Annotated in this window: 13 protein-coding genes; 7 read left to right on the top strand and 6 right to left on the bottom strand. The window is 61.6% G+C overall.

The annotated features are described in order from the left end of the window. Positions 1–6: 6 nt before the first annotated feature. Both N688_RS11085 and N688_RS11080 read right to left on the bottom strand, forming a co-directional pair. On the bottom strand, positions 7–1,380 hold the full coding sequence (locus N688_RS11085) for a hypothetical protein (protein WP_052889334.1): 1,374 nt from the start codon (positions 1,378–1,380) through the stop codon (positions 7–9). 57 nt (positions 1,381–1,437) lie between these two features. Further along, a complete protein-coding gene (locus N688_RS11080) occupies positions 1,438–2,640 on the bottom strand; it encodes an ROK family transcriptional regulator (RefSeq protein WP_052889333.1) in 1,203 nt (400 codons plus the stop codon). Positions 2,641–2,990: 350 nt separating this feature from the next. Between N688_RS11080 and N688_RS11075 the strand changes: the two genes are divergently transcribed. The 6 genes from N688_RS11075 (at position 2,991) to N688_RS11050 (ending at position 8,941) form a co-directional block, all read left to right on the top strand. Next, positions 2,991–3,329, top strand: a complete 339-nt coding sequence (locus N688_RS11075; protein WP_052891466.1) for a UxaA family hydrolase — start codon at positions 2,991–2,993, stop codon at positions 3,327–3,329. Then, positions 3,311–4,468 (top strand): UxaA family hydrolase, encoded by a 1,158-nt coding sequence (locus N688_RS11070; protein ID WP_052889332.1) that lies wholly within the window; start codon positions 3,311–3,313, stop codon positions 4,466–4,468. The genes N688_RS11075 and N688_RS11070 overlap by 19 nt, the downstream gene beginning before the upstream one ends. 75 nt (positions 4,469–4,543) lie before the next feature. Beyond that, positions 4,544–5,992 carry an NAD-dependent succinate-semialdehyde dehydrogenase gene (locus N688_RS11065; protein WP_081838740.1) on the top strand — a complete coding sequence of 483 codons (1,449 nt, stop codon included), beginning with the start codon at positions 4,544–4,546 and terminating at the stop codon, positions 5,990–5,992. Beyond that, a complete protein-coding gene (locus N688_RS11060) occupies positions 5,952–6,989 on the top strand; it encodes a hydroxyacid dehydrogenase (protein WP_238321078.1) in 1,038 nt (345 codons plus the stop codon). The genes N688_RS11065 and N688_RS11060 overlap by 41 nt, the downstream gene beginning before the upstream one ends. A 61-nt stretch (positions 6,990–7,050) precedes the next feature. Then, complete coding sequence (locus tag N688_RS11055; RefSeq protein ID WP_081838739.1) at positions 7,051–8,133, top strand: Ldh family oxidoreductase; 1,083 nt, start codon at positions 7,051–7,053, stop codon at positions 8,131–8,133. Positions 8,134–8,137: 4 nt separating this feature from the next. Beyond that, the gene (locus N688_RS11050) at positions 8,138–8,941 is read left to right on the top strand and encodes a FadR/GntR family transcriptional regulator (RefSeq protein WP_052889331.1); all 804 of its coding nucleotides are present in this window, start codon (positions 8,138–8,140) and stop codon (positions 8,939–8,941) included. 176 nt (positions 8,942–9,117) lie between these two features. On the opposite strand, the gene N688_RS11045 is transcribed toward N688_RS11050, so the two are convergent. From N688_RS11045 to N688_RS11030, 4 genes are all read right to left on the bottom strand, one after another. Next, entirely contained in the window at positions 9,118–9,864 is a 747-nt protein-coding gene (locus tag N688_RS11045; RefSeq protein ID WP_052889330.1) for a hypothetical protein, read from the bottom strand. Positions 9,865–9,907: 43 nt separating this feature from the next. Further along, positions 9,908–11,491: an APC family permease gene (locus N688_RS11040; protein ID WP_052889329.1), complete on the bottom strand. Its 1,584-nt coding sequence runs from the start codon at positions 11,489–11,491 to the stop codon at positions 9,908–9,910. Positions 11,492–11,540: 49 nt separating this feature from the next. Further along, positions 11,541–12,491, bottom strand: coding sequence for a metallophosphoesterase family protein (locus N688_RS11035; RefSeq protein ID WP_052889328.1), 951 nt, complete (start codon positions 12,489–12,491; stop codon positions 11,541–11,543). Positions 12,492–12,559: 68 nt separating this feature from the next. Beyond that, on the bottom strand, positions 12,560–13,705 hold the full coding sequence (locus tag N688_RS11030; protein ID WP_052889327.1) for an agmatinase family protein: 1,146 nt from the start codon (positions 13,703–13,705) through the stop codon (positions 12,560–12,562). Positions 13,706–14,949: 1,244 nt separating this feature from the next. On the opposite strand from N688_RS11030, the gene N688_RS11025 reads away from it, so the two are divergent. Next, entirely contained in the window at positions 14,950–15,912 is a 963-nt protein-coding gene (locus N688_RS11025) for an NYN domain-containing protein (RefSeq protein ID WP_081838737.1), read from the top strand. The last annotated feature ends 56 nt before the right edge of the window (positions 15,913–15,968 follow it).

Genomic DNA, 15,968 nt, shown 5'->3' with positions numbered 1-15,968 from the left:
AACTGGCTAGAGCGCGACCTGCTCAATCTCCAGCAGCTCTGCCAGAGCCTCAAGCGCCGCTGCCTGATGGCCCTCAACAAAAGCGACGTGGTGCTCCCAACCGCCTTCAATGAGGGTATCGAGCACCTGGCGAGCAGCACAGCCAGGACGAAACACTGCCGTGTTGCCCGCAAAGCGGTTGACCGGCTCATCAAGCAGCTCGCCCTCGACATACAGCAGGCGATAGCCGCGAGGGCCAACGCCGAGGCGGGCCAGTGTAGCCGGTCCGGGACGAATAGCGAAGTTACCGGCCACCCCGATCCGACGGTTGCAGTGGACGGTGAGCGGGACCTCCTCACCCGGGCGGGCCAGACAGGCGGGAGCATTGCCGCAGTGCCAGAGTGAGATCGTGCCTGCCTCCTCATTGAGCGCTACGACATCGGCCAGCAAGGGAGCGGCTCCACTCAACCACTGCAGGATCAGCAACGTGACGGCCCCATGAAGATCGGCTTCGCAGGCGCAGATAAAACCATCGTCGGCCAAACGGCCTAGCGTGGCACAGGGCATCAGACCGAAATCCTGGGGAAACTCTGGCCAGCAACGCACGGCCAGCCCATCAAGCTGCTGCTCCTCAAGCAGGGTGCGCAAGGTCACGTAGGCGGCTCCAAAACGCTGAACCTCGTCCGGGTGAAGCATCTGCAGACTGGGAGAGCGCAGCTGTGTTGAGGTGATGGCTGCTGCGACGGCCTCCGCTGGCGCCTGACTGGCAGCCTGGAAAATCTGAGCCAGATTGATCCGGCTCACAGTGGTCCCGATCACCCGGGCGAGTTCCAGCTCATCGAACTGGCAGCTATAGAAGCCAGTAGGCGCCTCGCCGACAAGACCAAGACGGCTCGTACGCAGGCGCTTGCGGGTGGCTGCAGCTTGCGCCAAAGCCCTGAGCGGCTCAAAGAGACCGGCCTCCCCCGGATCACCATAGATATAGCGTACAACCTTCCCTGCTTTGTGCAGGGCATGAGCTGCCAGATGGACCCCACAGAGCGAGTTGAGCCAGAGGCGCTCACCAGGAGACCCCGGCTCACGTAAGGCCCACAGACAAACAGGGGCGGAGATATGTGAGGCCAGCTCAACGGCCATACTGGCGTCGCTGAAGGTCGCGCATAGCAAAACGAGCACGTCGGGAGTCTGTTCTTGGAGGCGGGCAGCCTGCTGGAGTGCGGCCTGGGCATCCATCAGCAGGCTGCTGTCGCCGTAGACTGGCCACCCTTCTCGTTGAAGGGCCGCCAGGGCCTTCTCCGCCATCGATCCGGCGTACTCAACCGCGAAAGTAGGGCGCGCAATGCTGGCAAAGGCCAGCGCTGGTAGCGGCGCTTCTCGTCGATTCTCGCTGCTCACATTCACGTGCTTTGTCCTTTGCTCACTCGACCTGGAAAGACGATAGCTCTTCCCCGTTGGTGGTTAGCGCTCTCGCCCAGCTGCCCGTAGTACCAGGGCTTCAAGGGCCACACTGGCAGCACCAACCAGACCGGCGTCTTCCCCGAACGTGGGGGCGACAAGCTCTACAGATTCGTCTCTGGTCAGAAAGGCCCGCTGGTGGAGCGAGACACTGACGGCGGAGAAGAAGAGATCACCAGCCTCGGCGATCGCACCATGCAGGACGATGCGGCTCGGATTCAAAATATCGGTCAGCGTCGAAAGGGCGATCCCCAACGATTCGCCACAGGTGCGCACAACGGCGCGGGCCGCTTCGTCTCCCTGGCGCGCAAGAGCCGCCAGCCACCGCACGGCTTCCTTGGGACTGGCTGCCTCCTGGAGGAGAGCCAGGCCCTGGGTGCGAGCCAGGCGCACAATGGCCGGCTCGGCAGCAATGGTCTCCAGACAGCCACGATTGCCACAGGCACAACGTTCGCCCTGTGGGTCGACAGTGATGTGGCCGATCTCGCCGGCGCTGCCGTGGGCCCCCCGATAGGGATAGCCGTTGACGATCAGTCCAGAGCCGATGCCGGTGCCGACATAGACAAAAGCGAAGTCGGGCCAGAAACGCCCCTGACCGAGCAGCGCCTCGCCTAGCGCCATTGCACGCACATTGTTTTCGATTGCCACCGGACAGCTCAGCTGCTCTGCTAGTAGATCCCCCAGCGGGACCTTTTCCCAGCCAAGACGCGGCGCCCGCTTGACCAGGCCCCGCTCGCTGTCCACCAGGCCAACGACGCCCGCTCCCACACCACTAAGAGCGGCTTTCGTATATCCGTTGGCGGCCAGGAGATCGGCCAGCTGCTGGCCAATCAGGGCGACCGTCTCGTCAGGACTGAGGGGATACGGGGTGTTGACCTGGCTGCGCGCTAGCACGCGCCCGCGCAGGGTGCATAACGCCAGACGCAGCGCGCTTACTCCCTGGTGCACTGCTCCAATGAGAGGACCATCGTCCGGCAGATCAAGCAGAATAGCGCTCGCCCCCACTCGTTTGCCTGGCGCTGGTCCGACCTCTCTCAACAGCCCGTCCTCGATCAGTTCGCGCGTAATGTGGCTGATGGCCGCAGCGGTCAGGCCCGTGCGGTGTGCCAGATCGATCCGCGCCAGTGGCCCTTCCCGTAAGATGATGCGCAGGGTCTGCTCCCGGTTAACCTCGCGTAACCCATGCCGCGTCAGACTGGTGGTCATCGCTCCTCCTCGCGCCACACCTTAAATTGATTTAGTTAATTAATTTGAAGCCTTGTCCAAGACTATACCCGGCGATGGCGCCCCTGTCAAGGGGCGCCGCCCTGGAAGCGAAGAGGTGATGCGGATAACCTATGTGTGCGAGACTGAGAGGAGGAGGCTGCCAGCCGCTGGCAAGCGGCGCGAGAGCCACAACCCTTGACAGCTCTCTGCTCGGCGACTATACTCCTCAACGTGTGGTCATACCTCCTACCTCTTGCGCCAGTGAGAGAGTCCGGGGGTGTTCGGCGGTTTCCCAAGCCGCCACTGCATCGCGAAACGGGAAGAGAAAGAGGAGCAGGAAAGCCATGAGCATGAGCCAGGCTCAAGGTCAGGCCCGAGAGGAGCGGCGGAGCCCCTCAGCGGCGCCGGGTTTCCTCATTCACAACGAAGGCGACCATGTCGCTGTTGCCGTCCAAGATGTGCAGCCAGGTCGCCACAGTGCTGTCTACATGGACAGCGAGCGTGAGATCACCATCACCGTGCTGGAGGCCATTCCTCTGGGGCACAAAGTGGCCCTCAGCGACCTGAACGAAGGGCAGGCCGTGATCGAATATGGTCTACCCATTGGACTGGCGCGCCGGCCTATCCAGGCCGGGCAGCATGTGCACACTCACAACATCAGGAGCGCGCGATGGCAGAAGAGCATCTGACCGGCTACCGTCGTCCTGACGGACGGGTTGGCATTCGCAATCATGTCGTGATTCTCCCTGTCGATGACCTCTCAAATGCCGTGTGCGAGGCCGTGGCGCGCACCGTACCCGGCACGTTAGCCCTGCCCCATGCCTATGGGCGGCTGCAGTATGGTGCTGATCTCGAATTAACCTTTCGCACCCTGGCGGGGACCGGGGCCAACCCCAACGTAGCGGCGGTGGTCGTCATCGGCATTGAGCCGAACTGGACCCAGCGCATCGTTGAAGGTATCGCCCCAAGCGGCAAGCCAGTCGAAGGTTTCTCTATCGAGCGCTTTGGCGACCTGAAAACGCTGGAGAGGGCGGCCCGAGTAGCGCAGCTCATGCTGCAAGATGCCTCGGAGCTGCGTCGTGAGCCGCTGGAGCGCGAAGAGATCGTCATCAGCATCAAATGTGGCGAATCGGACACCACCACTGGGCTGGCCTCCTGCCCGACGGTGGCCCAGGTCGTTGATCGCCATGTGCAGGCGGGGGGCACTGTGATCTTTGGTGAGACCTCAGAATTGACGGGTGGGGAACATCTGATCGCCCAGCGCTGCATCGACGAGGCCGTGCGAGCTCGCTTCCAGGCCATGTATGAAGACTACATTCGCGAAATTGAAGCCAGTGGGGCCAATCTGCTGGGATCGCAGCCAACACAAGGCAACATCCGCGGTGGTCTGAGCACCATTGAGGAGAAGGCCCTGGGCAATATTGCCAAGACCGGCACTGTACCGGTAGTAGATGCCCTGGAGCCGGCCCGGGCCCCGACCAGGCGTGGCCTCAATTTCATGGATTCTTCCTCGGCGGCTGCCGAATTCATCACCCTGATGGGGGCTGCGGGGGCTGTAGTGCATCTTTTCCCCACGGGACAGGGCAACATCGTTGGCCATCCGATTGTGCCTGTCATCAAGATTACGGCCAATCCCCTGACGGCGGAGACGATGGCCGAACACATCGATCTTGATGTCTCGGGGCTGCTCCGGCGTGAGTATGGCCTGCGAGAAGCCGGGGACCGCCTGATGGCTCTCATCGATCGCACCATCAATGGTCGTCTGACCTGTGCCGAAGCCCTGGGCCACCGTGAATTTGTTCTGACAAAACTCTACCGCAGTGCCTGAACAGGCCCACTGATTTTGCTTGATCGAGGAGAAAGCACTGCTACTGCGAACGGAACAGAAGGACGATCTATCGCTATGGCTGATCACAGTCTTTCGAGGCCAGCCTCGCTCTATATTCGGGGAGAGTGGTGCCTGCCTGATGCCGGGAGCCTGCGGGAGGTACGCAACCCTGCCAATGGCTCACTGGTGGCGGCTATTGGCTATGGCGGTCGAGCCGAGGCCCTGGCGGCAGCCGATGCGGCCCAGGGAGCCTTTCCTGCCTGGGCGAATCTGCCGGCGCGGGCGCGGGCTGACCTGCTCTTGCAGGCCAGTCGCTTGTTACAAGAGCGAGCCGAGCGGATCGGCTATCTACTAGCTCTGGAGTCGGGCAAGCGCTTGCCCGAAGCCGTGGCGGAGGTACGTTTCGCCGTTGAATATCTGCGCTGGTTTGCCGAGCAAGTACGGCGCCCGGCGGGGGAGCTGTTGTCTCCTGAGAGCGCTCGGCGGCGGCAGCTCACCCTGCGGCAGCCCTGCGGGGTAGCGCTCTGCTTCACGCCGTGGAATTTCCCGGTCTCGATTCAGGCGCGCAAAATTGCAGCGGCCCTGGCGGCTGGCTGTACCGTCGTCTCGCGCCCCTCGGAGAAGGCGCCGTTAGCTGTGATGGAACTCTTTCGCTGTCTAGACGACGCTGGTCTACCGCCTGGCGTGGCCAATCTGGTCCACGGGCCGGCGGCGGAGATCGCGCAGACCTTGCTGAGCCATCCCGCCGTACGGGTCGTGAGCTTCACCGGTTCGACCGAGGTTGGACGCCAGATTATGCGACAGGCGGCGGAGCGGGTGGTTCGTCCCCTGCTGGAGCTGGGAGGGAACGCCCCCTTTATCGTCTTCGCCGATGCCGATCTGGAGCGTGCAGTCGAGGGGGCCATGCTCGCTAAGTTCCGCAACAATGGGCAATCGTGTATCGCGGCCAATCGCTTCTTCGTAGAGGCCCCCATCTTCGCCGAGTTTGTCGAGCGCTTCGCAGCCCGTATCAACGCCATGCGGGTCGGCAATCCCGTTCAGGAGCCGATTCCCGATCTCGGCCCAGTGATCGACGAGCAACGTCAGCGCGCGCTCACCGGCCTGGTGGAGGAGGCTCAAGCGCAGGGGGCCCGTGTTGTCACCGACGCGGTGGCGGTTCCTGTCCAGGGAAGCTTCGTCGCGCCGGCCCTCCTGGTTGATCTCCCTATCGAAAGTGGGCTTGCTCAGGAGGAGGTCTTTGGGCCTGTGGCGCTCGTTTTCCCGTTCGAAACGGAAGAGGAGGTCATTGCGCAGGCGAATGCCAGTGAAATGGGGCTGGCGGCCTATTTCTATACGCGCCAGCTTGAGCGGGCCTGGCGTGTAGCGGAGGCGCTGGAAGCGGGAATCATTGGGTTGAACGCGCCCTTGCCTTCGGTAGCCTATGCGCCGATGGGTGGTCTGAAGCAGAGCGGCCTGGGGCGTGAAGGCTCGCATGAGGGCCTCGATGAGTTTCAAGAGGTCAAATATCTCTGCTGTGAGTGGTGAGCGCCTGCTGGCAGCCTCGATCAAAGGAGGAAGCACGGTGTTGATTGTTGTCAGCGAGTGGCTGGCCTCGCCCGGTCCCGAATTGCTGGCGGCCTCTGGCCACACGATTTGCTTTGATCCCATCCTCTGGCGAGATCCTGAGCGCCTGCGGGAGCTGCTGACCGACGCTGCGGCGCTCATTGTACGCAACCAGACGCGGGTGACGGCCTCCCTCTTAGAGGCGGCGCCTCGCCTGCGAGTGGTTGGGCGCCTGGGGGTGGGACTTGACAACATCGACCTGGAGGCACTGCGATCCCGGGGGATCGAGCTGGTGACGGCGCGCCAGGCCAATGCCATTGCCGTCGCTGAGTATGTCATGGCGGCCATGTTGCATGTGACGCGCAACCTGGCGGCAGCGGATGACAGTGTGCGGGCCGGCAAGTGGGAGCGGGAGCAGCTCGGGGGGACGGAGCTATGGGGGCGTACCCTGGGCCTGGTTGGGGTAGGGGAGATTGGGAGGCGGGTGGCCAGGCGCGCCCTGGCCTTTGGGATGGGCGTGATCGGCTATGATCCCTTTATCGGTCCCTACGACTATGCACCGGCGGAACTGGGGATTCGTCTGCTCCCGCTCGCCGAGGTGCTGGCGCAGGCCGATGTAGTGAGCGTGCATGTGCCTCTCTCGCCGGAGACCTATCATCTGCTTGATGCCTCTCGGCTGGCTCAGATGCGCCCCCAGGCCGTCTTGATCAATACGGCACGCGGTGGCATTGTCGATGAAAGCGCGCTGGTCGAGGCGCTCGCAGCAGGACGGCTACGGTATGCCGTGCTGGACGTCACTGAGCAAGAGCCGCTACCGGCGGAAAGTCCTTTGCGCTCCTGTCCTTCTGTGCTTCTCACGCCGCATATCGCTGGTCTAACGGCGGAGGCCCAGGAACGAACCTCGCGCCTGGTGGTCACGGAGGTCGTGCAGCGCCTGGCGAGTCTCCAGAAGGGGGAAGAGAACCGCCCAGTCAGCTAGTCGAGAGAGCAGTTGGCTGCGACTGGTCTGAGTGGGGTCTGTTGCGAAAGGAGGGACAACAATGGCAGATACGGCTAGCGCGGCGCCAGCTCTGGTGGAGGCCTCGGAGCTGGAGCGGTTTGCCGCAGCGGTCATGGAGGCTGTCGGTCTGCCAGATGCCGATGCACGTACGGTGGCCTGGGCGCTGGTGGCGGCCAATCTGGAAGGGATCGACACGCATGGGGTTTCGCGCCTGGCCCTCTATGCACGGCGGGTGCGTGCTGGTCTGGCCGCCGCCCGTCCCCGGTTGCGCTGGAGTCATCCGGCGCCGGCGGTGGCCCTGCTCGATGCAGATAACGCACTCGGCCCGGTGGCTGCGGTGGCGGCGATGGACGAGGCCGTGCGTCTGGCCCGCAGCCAGGGGAGCGGCATGGTGGCGGTTGCCCATACGAATCATGCGGCGGCGCTCTCGGCCTATGTTGAGCGCGCGACCGAAGCTGGTTGTCTGGCGCTGATGGTCTGCAATACGCCGCCAGCCATGCCGCCCTGGGGTGGGCGCCGGGCTTTTCTCGGCACCAACCCGCTGGCCTTTGCTGCACCCGGCGCGGCGCCCGATGAGCCACCGGTAGTGGTCGATATGGCGACGACCGTGGTAGCGCGTGGTAATATTATCATGGCTGCCCGTGAGGGGCGCTCGATCCCCGAGGGGTGGGCTGTTGATAGCGAAGGGCGTCCGACGACTGATGCGCAGGCCGCTCTCGCGGGGGCTGTCTTGCCGATGGCTGGCCCCAAAGGCTACGCGCTTGCGCTCATGATCGAGATTCTCTCGGCAATCGTCCCCGGATCAAGCTGGGGGCCGCAGCTGCGTTCGCCGTATCAAGACTGGACGGGGCCGACCGATGCGGGCCTCTGGTGTCTGGCGCTCTCTCTACCAGCGCTGATGCCCCTGGAGATCTATCAGCAGCGCCTGGGGAGCCTGTTGGAGGCGCTCCAGCGGGAGCCTGCTGCTCCCGGCGAGCAGATTCGTATCCCCGGGGCACGGCGGGCAACGACGCGAACCCAGCGCCTGGCTCAGGGCATTCCCCTTGATCCAGCGACACGCGCCGAGCTGGACGCGCTGGGTGCAGAGCTTGGCGTCAGGCCGCTTGTATGGAGAGCACCGTAGAGCAATGGGTGTCTTTCAACCGGTACAGGATGATCATCGCAGCCTGGAGGGACGCATCGTTTCCTATATTCGTGACCTGGTCGAGCAGGGTGTGCTGACGCCTGGCGAGCGTCTGCCGCCTGAGCGGGAGCTGGCTGCCCAGCTGCGGGTGAGCCGCACGGCGCTGCGGGAGGCGCTGCATACGCTGGCGGCACTCGGCCTGGTGGAGGCGCGGCATGGCCGTGGGGTCTTTGTGGTTGGGGGATCGCTGCAGGCCACGGCGCAGCGCCTGTCGCTGGCGCTGGAGGCTCGCGAGACGGAAGAGGAGAGTGTGGCGCGCATCCGTCAGCTCTTCGAGATCCGCCGGGTGTTGGAGGGGGCCGCGGCGGAGTGGGCGGCCCAGCGGGCGCAGCCGGAGCAGATTGCTGAGATGCAGGCCGTCCTCGCCAGAGATCGCGCTCTGCGCACGGCTGAGGAGATCGATCGCGCGCTCATCAGCGAGCTGGATGGGCAACTCCACGCCTTGATTGCCGCCAGTACGGCCAATCGCCTGCTGGTCTTGCTCATGGCATCCCTGCTTGATGAGCTGGCGACGGCGCGCAGTCGCAGTCTGGTCTTACCGGAGCGTATCAGGCGCTCGCTCGAACAGCATGCGGCCATCGTCGAGGCAATCGCCGCCCATGATCCGCAGGCAGCCCGTGCCTCTATGATCGCTCATCTCGACGATGTTGAGCAGGCCATTGTCCACAGTCTGGAGACCCAGAGCAGTCCGCAAGGGCGGCAGGTGGTCCAGGACCAGACCCAGCCCGCTCAGAGGCAGGGCGAGTAAAGCCTTGGCTGGGCGACTGGTGCTGTGCGGCTGAGGGAGAAGCCTGATCGCATCGAGCCAGCTTTCCCAACCTGGGTATAGGGATCATCCGATGAGCAGCCAACGCCGTGATTTCATAGGTAAGACCGCTGCTGCCTCTTGCCCCCTCTTCATCCCTATGGACCTGCTAGAGGCAACTAAGGCTCTTCTGGCAGTTCGTACCAGCGCACGCGCTCACCGATGATAGCCCGCCAACGCCAGCGCCAGCCTTTGCGGGCGCTTTCGATCGCCTCCTGCAGCTGCAGGAGGCGATCATGCACTAGAGCGAGAGCGTCATTCCTCTCGACCAGAAGAGGCGCGCGTTCTCTTAGGAGGGAGAGATTCGTCGTCACCGTTTTCCAAAGTCCCCAGTCGCGGGCAAGCAGGGCGGCAATGCGACTGACATTCAACATGCCTGCTTCATCGCGTGTGCCCCAGGAAGCCGCTAGCATCAGAGCGAGTGCATCCCGCATATCTTTCTCCGTAAGCTCCACGATCTGAAGCTTCGTCAGTAAAAGGTCCGCGAGCGGCAGCGTCACGGGCTGGAGGGCGAGGCGATCGGAGAATGCAAGGCGGTGGCACATCTGAAATTCATCAATGAATATATCTACCTTTTCGCCTTGAGCGAAATACATCAGGCGGTAGCGGCCATGCAACACATTAAAAGCCTTGTTTGGGAAAAGGCCCAGCTCTTCCAGCCACTGCTGTGCACGGCGACGTTGAGAGCTTGTCGTGAAGAGATCGAGATCGCCGGGCTGTCGGAGTAGAGAAGGGGGGACCTGAGCGCGAGCGGCATGGAACTGCACTGCATGCCCGCCGAGCAACCGTATACCGATGTCTGGTCCCGTCACGAGGGTTTCTAGCAGCGTCTTCGACCAGTGGCTCGTTGGCAGACTTGTCTCCATTGGTGTTTGCTCCTGGCGAAGTAATCGAGAGTGTCGACAAAGCTTACTCTGGCGGAATTTCCTGGAAAACGAGATCGAGATCGATGCCCTGGCGCGCGCGCAGCCAGCGCATGGCGGCATAGTAGAGGAAGCCGGACAGAAAGACTGCGATATTGATCAAGAGCATGGTTGGCTGCGCGAAGCTGATACCCGAATTGGGGTCCAGAAGGAAAGCCCACTCAATGAGTAAGAGGCCCGCCACGCTGATCCCTCCCAGCACAGAGAGCAAGGGCAGGCGTCCCAGACGCCAGTTTACCGGTGAGGCCTCGAACATTTCCCGCTGCCGGAGTGGGAAGACGATGGCCGCGATTGAGGTCAAGAGGAAAGTAAACACCTGACCGAAGAAGCCGGCAATGGTCGCGAACGAAGGGTCGTAGGCATAGACTGCCAGCAGCGCCAGACCGAGCAGGCCCGAAAGCCCGATTGACCAGATCGGGGCATGCGTGCGCTCGCTCACCTCGGCCAGACGTGCAGGAGCCAGGCCATCCAGGGCCCAGGCCATCAAATTGCGCGTCGTTGTCAGGATATAGATCGGCAGCCAGGCAAACGTCCAGAGAGCGAAGCCGACACCCATCAACACGATCAGAAACAGATTATGCGTGAGCATCGTCGCAATTTCTGCGAACGTTGGGATAAAGCTCAGATGCAGCGCTGCCAGATCGGCACTGTCCAACGCACGCCAGAAAGGCAGAGCAGCGGCCTGCAAAGCGGCCCAGACCAGCAGCAGAATCCAGACGGTCGAGTAAATGAGTGAGCCTGGCATGCCGAGCATCTGGGCGCGGTTCGCCCCTTTGATTTCGCCGCCGATATAGGCCGAGGCGATGCTGAAGCCAAGCACACTGAAAGGCCAGGTCATGCCAGCGATGGTTGACAGCCAGTTCAGGGAAGGAGATGGGGAGCTTCCGGCATTCCTGAGCAAGTAGTGGTAGGTGTCGCTCAGGCCAGTGAAAGGAGCCAGATAGCTATTGAAGGCAGTGACCAGGCTGTTGGCATGAAATAGGAAGACCAGGCAGATCGCCACCAGCCCGGCAGAGGCGATAATGAAGAGCCAGCGCTGCAGGGTCATATAGGTGTTGATGCCGATCGAAAAGACGACCACGTAGGCGAGGATCAGCAGGCTCCCTGTCAAGAAGACCCCGGTGGGAGTCGTGAACCAGTTACCGATGGTCGCCAGCACTGGAGCGTGAAAATAGACACTCAGGCTACGGCAGAGGGCGGAGATGCCATACTTGCCCAGGAAAGCCGCAGGCACGCCAATATAAAGAAAACTCCAAAGCGTGTAATTCCAGTTGGCGACGAAGCCCCAGACCGGTGAGAGCGAGCGGCTGACATAGACGTATTCGCCGCCGGAGCGTGGCATCGCGCTGGCGAACATGGCATAGACCAGGCTACAGGGCAGGACTGCTACGAAGCAGAGCAGCGTGGCCAGATACATGTTAGCACCGGGGTAAGCGTCGGTCGGGAGGAAGAGGAACATAAAGGCCACCCCGATGGCAATGTTGATGAAGTTCACATTGTAGATGAAGACATCGGAAGCTTTGGCCTGCCGCACCAGCCCTGTAGCTTTACGAGAGAAAGTGCTGACCATATGGAGACGCTCCTTCGTATGTACAGTCATCCAATCAAACGGGTGACCGTCATGCGGTCACCAGTTGGTAGCCAGCCACGCGGTCCCGGGCGAGCTGAATGATTGCGCCATGCAGCACGCCCTCGCCATACTCGCTACCTGGATTCAGGCACAAGGTACGGCCCAGCTTGCGTGCGCCGCGCGACTCGTGGACATGTCCATGCAGTCCTAGCAATGGCTGATAGCGCTCAATGGTCCGACGCACAGCCAGGCTGCCCACTGGGGTCATCACCGTGTGACCGGCGCGTGTGACCACCTGTCCATCGCGGAGCAGGGGGGCATGATCCAGTCCTGAGCCGTGGGGGGGAACGTGCAAGGTAAAGATCGCGCGTTCTGGATGAGCCAACTGATCAGCGAGGCGGATGATCAGGGCTTCCAGCTCCTCCTCCGGCAGCTCGCGCGGGCTATCAAAAGGGGTGCGATTGCTGTAGCCAACCACGATCATCTCATGTTCGTCGTCCAGAGCAGTGACCTGCCCGTCAGCGTTCTTCACGTACTGTGTCTGTCCCAGGACGCGATCCACTATCCACTCATCATCGTTGCCCGGGTTGATGAAGCAGCGCACCCCCAGGTGTTGCAGGCGCTCCTCAGCGATGGTCAGCCAGCGTTCAAGGGTTTCCACGACGAGCCGTTCGAAGAGGGCGCTCTGTTTGGCTTTATCTGCCAGAATAGCCTCATACTCATCCTGTTCCAGGCGCACGGGGTAGAAGCCATTGAAGCGAATAGCCTTTTCCAAGGCTTGCACCTCGTCGCTGGTCTCGGCTCGCTGGGTGCGTCCCAGGAAATTGGCCTCGTAGCCGCTGCCGCGGCGAAGGAGAGGCACCACGATCTTTCCTGTGATATCGCCGCCAAGGATGAGCACGTTGGCCTTATAGAACTGAGCAGCGTTGAGGAATTTCAAAAAGCAGCGTTCCGAGCCGTGGATATCGCTCGCGTAGAAGATCCGCGTTCCGCGAGTCATCCTTTGCCTCCGTTATCGAACGCATCATGTCACTGATCCTGAACGGCAAAGCGGCGGCGCAGGATAGCTCAGCGGCCCCCGATCTTGCCATGAAGAACCATCGTAGCGATCACGTCGACAATGGCGCGTACTGCCATCAGGGCCGTCGTATCGCTGATGTCATAGGGGGGCGAGACCTCTACGACCTCCATGCCACAGACACCTTCCCGGGCCACCAGTTGCAGCAGCTTCAAAGCCTCCCTGGGAAGGAAGCCGCCAGGCTCTGGCCAGCCGGTGCCAGGCACAAACCCGGCGTCGAGCGAATCGATATCGAAGCTTAAGTAGACTGCCTTTGCTCCTTTCCAGGCCACCTCTAGGGCGATCTCGGCCACTTTCTCGATGCCCAGGCGTTCAACATCATTGATAGTCAGAATGGTTGTTCCTCGCTCGCGTGCTACCGCGACGCCGGCGCGGGGGACCTGCCAGCCGCCGATGCCAATCTGAACCAGGTTTGCGGGGGGAGCATTGGGGATATTGGTAGCGTGAAACCAGGGGGTCGTGTGCATGCGCTCATCCATGTCCTTTTCTTGCGTGTCGACATGGCGGTCAAGGTGGATAATGCCAACGTTGCCTTCGATGTTCTCTGCTATTCCTCGCAGGCATGGGTAGCCGATGGCATGATCGCCGCCCAGGATAATGGGCATGGTCCCTTTGCTCAGCACAAACGAGACGGCCTTGCTGATCTGGTCGAAGCTCTTTTCGATATTGGCCACTGTGAAGACATCGCCCAGATCGCACATTTTGACCTGCTCGCGCAGGTCAACGCCCAGCTCGTAGTTATAGGTGGTGTAGAGGGCTGAGATGCGGCGGATGGCCTGCGGTCCAAAGCGAGTGCCTGGTCGGTAGGTCGTGCCGATGTCAAAGGGCACGCCCAGAATGGCGATGTCGTATTGATCCACCTCATGGACATTCTCAAGGAAGGGCATCTTCAGAAAGGTATTGATGCCTGCCCAATGAGGGAGCTCCCCGCGACTGAAGCAGGAGATCGTTCGATCCTCGATGCTCTGGGCCGCTTCTAACCCCAGAGCAATGGCCCGGCTTATCTCCGCCTCACTACGGGCTTGAGGTAACTTTGCCTCTGCCTGGGCTGCGCTATACCCGTCAAAATCTTCTCGGCTAAAGGAGGCATCCTTGCTTTCCCGATGGCTGAGGCCATGATTGTGAAAGAAGCTCATGAAACCTGTTCCCTCCCTAGACATGGTCTTCGTGATCGGCTGACGCTCCGTCGGTTTCACGTCCAAAGTCGAGGTCAGCCCTTTACTGCACAGCACCCTGACCGGACGGACCCATCTGGCCAATCGCTGGCAATAGAGGGAGAGCCGGCAAGCGCAGAGAAGGGCGTCGAGGACACTCGCCTCTCTCAACAGGTAAAACAGGCAAGAAAAGAGCGCTACCTCTCTTCTAGTCACTATCCAAAAAGAGCGCCCTTTTTACCGATAAAGTTGAAAATGTAGTAAAGGTTGATGACGCGCATTGATGCTGCTGGCTTGCTGTTGGTGGTGGCTGATCAACTTTGACAGCGATGCTTCCCCGCGTGAGGTCAGTTGTTTAGGACAAAGTGCCCAGATCGTGCGCCGTCACTCCCTCTGTAGAGAGTATAAGGAGGCAAGGAGGCCGGAGGCTATAGCCACTTTAGCCGAGGATCTGCCGCTGGGTTTTGGGCAATATATACAATGTCTCGCTGGTGAGCCTGGGGGAGGCGAGCGCCGTCACTGGCCATCGGTGCTGGCCTGGGCTGGGCTGCCCGTTCATCTTCCCCTTTCATTGCCAGGCCGGCTGCTGTTACACTTGAAGAGGCAGCTTCAGAAACGGGCAACAGTGGTCTGAAGGTGCTCCTGTTAGAGACCTTTCTCTGCTCGGGAGCGCCTGCTCACTGAAGCGAAGGGGGCCTTCTCCTGGAAGAGGGGATCAACCTGCCGGCAACGGGGCGAGTCCTTGATCTGGCCTGCGGTCCCGGTGGCTGAGCCTTATGGGCTGGCCTTTTGCTTCCAGATGGGATGGGCAACGTCGTGGAGTCTCGGCCTTTCCCGGAGGCCGCCTTCGACTTGATTAATGGTCGGTTGTTGTCTGGTTTCGTGCTATTGAAAGCCTGGCCCAGGCTGTTAGAGGAGCGCCCCTGCGTCAGGGGTGACCGCTCCCTTTGGGCACGGACGCTGGCCTGCTGACGCCCTGGCGTCTGAAGAGCCGGAACTCCTGGGGACTCTCCAGGAGCACTTTTCTCCTGTCTGCATAACAGAAAAAAAGAGGATCGCCAGAAGAGGGGCAGCGCTCTCGGAAAGTGGTAGAGGAGACATTATCATCTGGCAGGCAGGAAGGGCGATCTTCGGAGAGGATGCTCCGCGCGCCAGCTCCTGCCCTGCCCGTGCTCTCTCCTTGTTGCTCTGGCGAGTGAGGCCCCTCAGCATGCAGGAAGAAAACGATGCGTATCCTGATTCGTCTCATTGCAGCTCTCATCGGCGGTTGGAGGCGACGAAGAAGGCTGTCTCAACTGGACCGCCGGCAATTGGTGATGGCTCTTCTCGTCGATGGGGAGAATATCGGACCAGAGTGGGCGGCGGCCATTGTGGTCAAAGCCAGCCAGTTCGGATGCCTGACCGTCCGGCGCGTCTATGGGGATTGGACTACAAGCTGCATGGCTTCATGGCGCACCGTCGCGGAGTGCTGTGGCTTCCAACAGGTCCAGGTTCCACGAGCCGTGACCGGCAAGAACACCGTGGATCTCGCGCTCGCGGTCGATGCGATGGATCTCCTCTTTGTTGAAGGACTGCGCAGCTTCTGTCTGGTGAGTAGCGATAGCGACTATGCGCCCCTGGTCAGGCGCCTGCGCGAGGCAGGCTGCTTTGTGGTGGGTATTGGCCATCCACCGGTCTCTCAGATGCTCTGCGAAGCCTGCCACGTTTTTATTACCACTGATCAGCTGCATCGGCTGCGGCTCCCCAAAACAGCGCTGACCACAGCCCAGGAAAGCCAGCTCACCACCAGGGAGCAGCCAGCTCCTGTGAAAGAGCCGTCCCCGCCCCTGCCCTCCCCGACTGTGCCATCGAAGCAGGTCCAGCCTCAGCCTACTGCTGAGAAGGAGGGTCAGCAGGCCCGAACGCTGCCTAGAGAGCTGTTGCTGTTGGCCTATCAAGATGCCACTCAGACGAGCAAGCGCCAGGATGGCTGGATGAGCGAGTCCCAGCTCGGGCAGCATCTGCACAAACGGGCGCCTCAGTTCAAGCCCAAAACCTATGGTTTTCGCTCGCTGAGGGAGCTGTTAGAGCAGGCGCGAGCCGAGGGTCTCTTTGAGATCCAGCGCAGCGATGGCAAACAGTGGTATGTATGTGTGCCTGGCTCTGCCTCCTCAGTGCCCCAGGAGCCTCCTCCGCAACCGGAGGGCTGACTGATCGAGTGTTCCCGGCTGCCGAAAGGCGTCTTTGGTGCTGGGCGGAGGAGAGA

It is taken from the genome of Thermogemmatispora carboxidivorans, assembly GCF_000702505.1.
In the GTDB taxonomy this organism is placed as follows: domain Bacteria; phylum Chloroflexota; class Ktedonobacteria; order Ktedonobacterales; family Ktedonobacteraceae; genus Thermogemmatispora; species Thermogemmatispora carboxidivorans.
This window is presented reverse-complemented; position numbering and strand designations above follow the sequence as displayed.

Excerpts from the sequence above, each read along its gene's own strand:
- N688_RS11080 (WP_052889333.1), bottom strand. The coding sequence starts at position 2,640 with ATGACCACCAGTCTGACGCGGCATGGGTTACGCGAGGTTAACCGGGAG.
- N688_RS11075 (WP_052891466.1), top strand. The coding sequence starts at position 2,991 with ATGAGCCAGGCTCAAGGTCAGGCCCGAGAGGAGCGGCGGAGCCCCTCA.
- N688_RS11070 (WP_052889332.1), top strand. The coding sequence starts at position 3,311 with ATGGCAGAAGAGCATCTGACCGGCTACCGTCGTCCTGACGGACGGGTT.
- N688_RS11065 (WP_081838740.1), top strand. The coding sequence starts at position 4,544 with ATGGCTGATCACAGTCTTTCGAGGCCAGCCTCGCTCTATATTCGGGGA.
- N688_RS11060 (WP_238321078.1), top strand. The coding sequence starts at position 5,952 with ATGAGTTTCAAGAGGTCAAATATCTCTGCTGTGAGTGGTGAGCGCCTG.
- N688_RS11055 (WP_081838739.1), top strand. The coding sequence starts at position 7,051 with ATGGCAGATACGGCTAGCGCGGCGCCAGCTCTGGTGGAGGCCTCGGAG.
- N688_RS11050 (WP_052889331.1), top strand. The coding sequence starts at position 8,138 with ATGGGTGTCTTTCAACCGGTACAGGATGATCATCGCAGCCTGGAGGGA.
- N688_RS11045 (WP_052889330.1), bottom strand. The coding sequence starts at position 9,864 with ATGGAGACAAGTCTGCCAACGAGCCACTGGTCGAAGACGCTGCTAGAA.
- N688_RS11040 (WP_052889329.1), bottom strand. The coding sequence starts at position 11,491 with ATGGTCAGCACTTTCTCTCGTAAAGCTACAGGGCTGGTGCGGCAGGCC.
- N688_RS11035 (WP_052889328.1), bottom strand. The coding sequence starts at position 12,491 with ATGACTCGCGGAACGCGGATCTTCTACGCGAGCGATATCCACGGCTCG.
- N688_RS11030 (WP_052889327.1), bottom strand. The coding sequence starts at position 13,705 with ATGAGCTTCTTTCACAATCATGGCCTCAGCCATCGGGAAAGCAAGGAT.
- N688_RS11025 (WP_081838737.1), top strand. The coding sequence starts at position 14,950 with ATGCGTATCCTGATTCGTCTCATTGCAGCTCTCATCGGCGGTTGGAGG.